The 5,640-nt window shown below is 75.5% G+C and carries 4 protein-coding genes; 1 reads left to right on the top strand and 3 read right to left on the bottom strand.

From position 1 onward, the window contains the following. The 3 genes from VF468_00275 to VF468_00265 form a co-directional block, all read right to left on the bottom strand. Positions 1 to 1,439 (bottom strand): endonuclease Q family protein (locus VF468_00275; GenBank protein HEX5876762.1); only part of this gene is annotated, 1,439 nt, incomplete at its 3' end. 231 nt (positions 1,440 to 1,670) lie between these two features. Then, positions 1,671 to 3,047 carry an FAD-binding monooxygenase gene (locus tag VF468_00270; protein ID HEX5876761.1) on the bottom strand — a complete coding sequence of 459 codons (1,377 nt, stop codon included), beginning with the start codon at positions 3,045 to 3,047 and terminating at the stop codon, positions 1,671 to 1,673. Positions 3,048 to 3,116: 69 nt separating this feature from the next. Beyond that, positions 3,117 to 5,225, bottom strand: a complete 2,109-nt coding sequence (locus tag VF468_00265) for an ATP-binding protein (GenBank protein ID HEX5876760.1) — start codon at positions 5,223 to 5,225, stop codon at positions 3,117 to 3,119. Between the two features lie 40 nt (positions 5,226 to 5,265). On the opposite strand from VF468_00265, the gene VF468_00260 reads away from it, so the two are divergent. Beyond that, entirely contained in the window at positions 5,266 to 5,484 is a 219-nt protein-coding gene (locus VF468_00260; protein HEX5876759.1) for an AAA family ATPase, read from the top strand. Positions 5,485 to 5,640 lie beyond the last annotated feature (156 nt).

The following is a 5,640-nucleotide window of genomic DNA, read 5'->3' as shown; positions in this document are numbered from 1 at the left end:
GTGCGCGGGCTCGGGGCGGCCGCCGGAGAGGCGGCGGCCGGGCTCGGGGTGGCCGGGCTCGGGGTGGGCGGGCTCGGGGTGGTCGGGCTTGCGGTGACCGGGCTTGCGGTGACCGGGCTCGGGGTGGGCGGGCTCACGGCGGGGGTTGGGCCGGGGTCGAACAGGGTGGCGGTCGACGGGGCGGTGCCGAGCTCGTCGGGGGTGAAGACCCGGATGATGCCGTATTCGCCGTCGTAGCCGGCTTCGCGGATGACGGCGCCGCGGCGGACGCGGGCGATGGCTTCGGCCAGGAGGGGTGGGCCGGCCTTGGCGATCTCCTCCACGGGGACCCGTTCGAGGATGTCCAGCTCCGGGCCGAGCTGGTCGACCAGGCCGGCGACCACGGCCGTGACCGCCTTGCTGCGGGGGCCGACGCCGAGGACCTCGCCGGCCAGCTCGGGGAGCTGGATGAGGTTGCGGAACCCGGCCGCCCCGGGCGGGCGGGCGCCGGGCGGCCGGTCGGCCAGCTCCTCGACCCGGTGCAGGACCCCGACCGTTGGCGGCTTGCCGCAGACCGGGCACAGGCCGCCGTGGCGGCGGGTCTCGGCCGGCTCCATGCGGACGCCGCACTTGCGGTGCCCGTCCAGGTGGTATTTGCCCTCCTCGGGGAAGAACTCGACCGTCCCCTCGAACCCTTCCCCGGTCTCCAGGGCCCGCCGGATCGCCCAGTAGTCGAGCTCGGTGTCCAGCACCGTCGCCTCCCGGCCGAGCGCCGGCGGGGAGTGGGCGTCGGAGTTGCTGACCAGCCGGTAACGGTCAAGCCCCGACACCCGCCAGCACATCTCCGGGTCGGCCGACAGCCCCGTCTCCAGGGCGAAGATGTGGTCGGCCAGGTCGGCGTAGCAGTCCTCGACCCGGTCGAACCCCGACTTGGACCCCAGCGGCGAGAACCACGGCGTCCAGGCGTGCGCCGGCACCAGGTAGGCGCCCTCGCCGCTCGCCAGGGTGATCTCCAGCAGGTCGCGGGAGTCCAGCCCCAGGATCGGCCGCCCGTCCGAGGCCAGGTTCCCGATCCGCTGCAGCGCCGCCGTGCACCGCGCCGCCGACGCCAGGTCGGGCATGTAGAGCAGATGGTGGACCTTGCGGGTCCGCTCGGCCCGCCTGTAGATGGTCGAGATCTCCACCGACAGCATGAACCGCACCGGCCCCCGGCAGCTGGCCGGCAGCCGCGCCTGGACCGACCGCTCCACGTCCTCCCGCAGCCGGAACAGCCCCGGCTCGGCCGGCACCAGGGTCGCCTCCAGCTCCTCGAACCACTTCGGGTGGGTGAAGTCGCCGGTGCCGATCACGCTGATGCCCTTGCGCCGCCCCACCAGGGCCAGGTGCTCCAGGTCGCAGTCCCTGCTACAGGCTCTCGAGAACTTCGAGTGGATGTGGAGGTCGGCGTAGAACGGCGGCATGGCCCCGAACCTACCATGGCGGCCCGTCACCACAGATCGCCTGCTACCAGAGCTGGGAAATGCCCTACCGGTCCGGCCAGGCGCGCCGGCTCCTGGCGGAGCTGGAGGCCACCCATCCCGACACGCCCGGCGAGTGGTTCCTGTTCACCGTGGCCCTGCGGGCGACCGGCCGGCTGATCGGCGACTGTCCTGCGCCGTCAGTGGCCCCCCGGCCGGTGACCGGAAGCAGCCTCACGACGGCCGGTCAGCCCCGTGGAGGCGACCGCCGGCGCCCACCGCCGGCCGCCGGCCCGGCCGGACCACGCGAACCGCGACCCGGGGGTGCAGGAGGGTCTGGGGCGGGGCGACCAGCCCGGCGACCCGGACGAAGGCGTCGGCCAGGCTGGCGTCGCGGGCGGCGGCGGCGTGGAGCCGGGTGATGTAGGCGTTGAGCAGCCGGCCCTTGGGGGTGCGCCGGCCCTGGACGTCGGGGAAGACGAGGTCGCCGCCGGCCGCGATCTCCCAGGGCACGTCGACCACCCGGGCCAGGTCGGCGAAGAAGCGGCGCGGCTGCGGCCTGGTGCCGCGCTCCAGGTGGCGGCGCAGGGTGAGCGCCTCCAGGGCGGCCACGCTCATGCCCTGGCCGTAGACCGGGTTGAAGCTGGCCACGGCGTCGCCCACCACCAGCAGGCCGTCGGGGAAGCGGCCCAGCCGTTCGTAGCGGTGCCGGACGCTGGCCGGGAAGCGGAAGCTGACCGGGTCGTCCAGCGGCTCGGCGTCCCGGACCGTCTCGTAGATGTCCGGGAACCGCAGCGACCGGGCGAACTCCAGGAAGCCGTCGGGGTCGGTGGGGGGGTGGTCACCCAGGATGCCGCCCAGGGTCAGCATCCACCGGTCGCCCTCGAGCCGCTGGAGCCCTCCGGTCCGTGGATGCCCGGGCGTCGCGGCCTGCAGGACCGCCAGGTCGCCGTCGAGGGCGTCGGCCGGCAGCCGGTAGGTCCGGGACGCGTAGCCCAGCCCGATCCGCACCTGCTCCTGCCGCGGCCGGGGGTAGCCGAGCGCCTCCAGCCACATCGGGGTGCGGGCCCCACGGCCGGTGGCGTCGACGACCAGGTCGGCGCCGAGCAGCTGCGCGGCGCTGCCGTCGGCCCGGCGGAGCACCCGGACGCCGGTGACGCGGCGACCGTCGGGGGTCGCGGCCAGCCCGAGGATGTCGCAGCGGTCCAGGAACCGCAGGTTGGGGATGGCCCGCACCCTGGCCCGGACGTGGCCCTCGAGCACCGGCCGGCTGGCGCACAGCACGACCAGTCCGGTGCGTGCCTGCCGCAGCCGGTGCCCGCTGAGGTACAGGCGCGTGTCGGCCAGCATGTCCCCGGCCGGCGCCCCCTGGGCGATCAGCTCGGCCGTGAGCCCGGGCAGCAGCTCCTCCAGGGCCTGCTGCCCGCGGGCCAGCAGCCCATGGAGGTGGCGGCCCTGGGGGACGCCGCGGCGATGGGCGCCCGCCTCGGGGAGCTCGTCCCGGTCGATCACCGTCACCTGCCCGTAGGCGTCGGCCAGCACCCGGGCCGCCAGCAGCCCGGCCATGCTCGCCCCGAGCACGACCGCGCGGTCTCCGATCTGTGTGGTCACTGCAGCCACCTCCCTCGGTCGCAGGCAGGCTGCTCCCGGGCGCTGCTCGGTTCCCAGACCAGAAGCTGCTCAGTTGTGCTCGGTCGTGCTCGGCGGGCCGTAGACCTCCTGGTCCCACAGCCAGGAGGCGACGCGGTCCACACCCTGGGTGAGGTGCCGGCGGTAGGTGCTGAACGGCAGCCCCAGCGCCGCCGCGGCCCGCTCCTGGGTCGGGGCGGGCCGCACATAGGTCCGCTCGACGGCACGCAGCAGCTTGTCGTCGCGAGGATGCTCGGCCAGGGTCTCCACGGCCGCGCACACCAGCGCCTCCAGCGCCGCCGCGCTCGGCTCCTCGCCGCCGGCGCGGTCCCGGACCAGCCGGGTCCGCAGCAGCGGGTTGCGCCCCAGCAGGTCGGGCCGGCGCAGGTCCCGGAGCGCCTGGCGGACGGCCTGGTCGAACTCGGGCTGGGAGAGGACCAGCTGCGGCGGCTGCCCGGCCGGCGGGGACGGCGGCAGGTCCTGGGCCAGGGCGCGCTCGGTCACCTGCTCCAGCAGGGCCTCCACCGGGACCCGGCGGAAGTCGTGGGCGAACAGCCCGTAGCGACGGTCACCGACGACGAAGTCGGCGCCGACGGCGCGCGGCAGGTCGGCGGCGGCGAAGTAGTCGTCCCACCGCTCCGGCTCCGCCAGGGTGAGGAAGTCCCAGGCCAGCCTCCGCGTCTGCAGGTAGCGCTGCATCGTCAGGACGGGCGTGGCGTTGAGGGTCGGCGAGGGGCCCTGGTAGGCCGTCCGGTCGATGACGAAGCGGGACTGGGTGACCGCCTCGCCTGGCCGGGGTGGACCGTGCCGGCGGGCGTGGCCCCAGGCCGCCTGGGCGCCGGGGTCGGCCGCGACGTCCTCCGCGGAGGCCTGGGTGAGGTCCACCAGGGCGAGGAAGCCGTCGACGGCGCCGCTCTCGCCCCGGACCACGAAGAAGCCCTCCGGCTGCCGCTCCCACCACCGCGCGGCGATCGCGGCCGACTCGGCACCCTCCCATCGCAGGACGAGGCCGAGGATCGGCTCCCGGTCCCCCGGTCGGGCGGGCTCGGGGGCGTGGTGCCCCCAGATGTCCCAGTCCACCGGCGAGAGGATGCCGGGAAGGCGGCGGAACAGGTACTTCGCGTCGAGGATGGCGCGTTGCTGCTCGCGCCCCCGGGTCGACGTCAACCGGCGCTGCACGTTGGCCCGGACGCCGCGCAGCACCCGCCGGTAGCCCTCGGGGTCACGCCAGCGCAGGTCGGCCTCCAGGGCGTCGCGGGCCAGGTCGTGGGGGAACACACCGTCCGGCCCCGACTCCATGAAGGACAACTCCCGCAGCCACGCGAACGGCTCGTGCGCGTCCTCGAGCTCGAGCGCGTCACGCAGCAGCGCCTCGGTCGTCACCCTGGCCAGCGCGCACACCTCCAGGGCGCGGCGGTGCGGCCCGCTGGGGACGACCTCCAGGAACGCCCGCAGCAGGGTCCCCACCAGGTCCGGGGTCAGCGGGTCGGCGGCCGCCTCGCCGCCGCGGGCGACCACGTCGGCCAGCAGCGACAGCCCCAGCGGGTGGCCATGGGCGACCTCGACGAGCTGGTCGTGGCGGGCCGGGTCCACGCCACAGGCGTCGAGGTACCGGCGGCTCTCCTCCGGGCTGAGGTTGCGGAGCGACACCACCCGCAGCAGCTCCCGCCAGGCCGGGTCGGCGCGCCAGGCCGGGCCCGGCGGTCTCCGCCCGGCGGCCAGCGTCAGGGCCGTGGCCGGCAGCCGTGGCAGCAGGGTGGTTCGCACCCAGTCGTCCAGCGGGCCCAGCCGCTCGTAGTTGTCGAGCCGGAGCACCACCCTGGCCGTGGTGGACGCCCCCTGGATGGCGCCCTCCCCCTCGGGCACCTCGAGCACACCGCCCAGCGCCTCCAGCACGGCCGGCGGCGACGGGTCGAGGTCGCGCCCGTCCAGCCAGGCCACGCTGGCGCCGGCGTCGGTGGCCAGCCCGGCGAGCACCTCCAGCAACCTCGTCTTGCCGATGCCGGCCGGTCCGTGGACGTGGAGCATCGAGAACGGCGGTTCGGCCGACTCGAGCGCCACCCGGACCAGCTCGATCTCGGAGGCGCGCCCCACGAACCGGCGCCGCCGGCGAGACGCCAGCAGGTCGCCGAGCGTGCCGGCGGACCGCATCTCGGCCATGGCGGCAGCATAGGAGCCGAGGGGTCGTGGCGCATATTCTCTGAGCACGGCAGGCGCGATCGCGAACGTACGGTTTGTCGGCCGTGGCGAGGAGCTGCGGGCGCTGGCCGCCGCCTACGCCGAGGCGGAGGCCGAGGGCGCGTCGCTGATGGTGGGCGGCGACGCCGGGGTGGGCAAGACCCGGCTGCTGGCCGAGTTCACCGGCGGGCTGGACGCCATGGTGCTGCGGGGCGGGTGCCTCACGGGGCCTCCCGCTTGAGGCTGAGGGCGTAGACGGCGAACAGCCCGTGGTTGCGCTCCTCCGCCCACTCCTTGGCGAGCACGGCCCCGACGAAGTCGAGCGCCGCCAGCGCCACCATCGCCCCGACCAGCAGCAGGGAGAGCCGCCCATCCGCATGGTCACCGCCTCGGTCGC

Source organism: Actinomycetota bacterium (assembly GCA_036280995.1).
GTDB lineage: Bacteria > Actinomycetota > CALGFH01 > CALGFH01 > CALGFH01 > CALGFH01.
The sequence above is the reverse complement of the archived record's forward strand: the minus strand, read 5'-3'. Positions and strand labels throughout refer to the sequence as shown.

What these genes read in the sequence shown, in the direction of transcription:
- VF468_00265 (HEX5876760.1), bottom strand. Translation starts at nt 5,225, where the DNA reads ATGGCCGAGATGCGGTCCGCCGGCACGCTCGGCGACCTGCTGGCGTCT.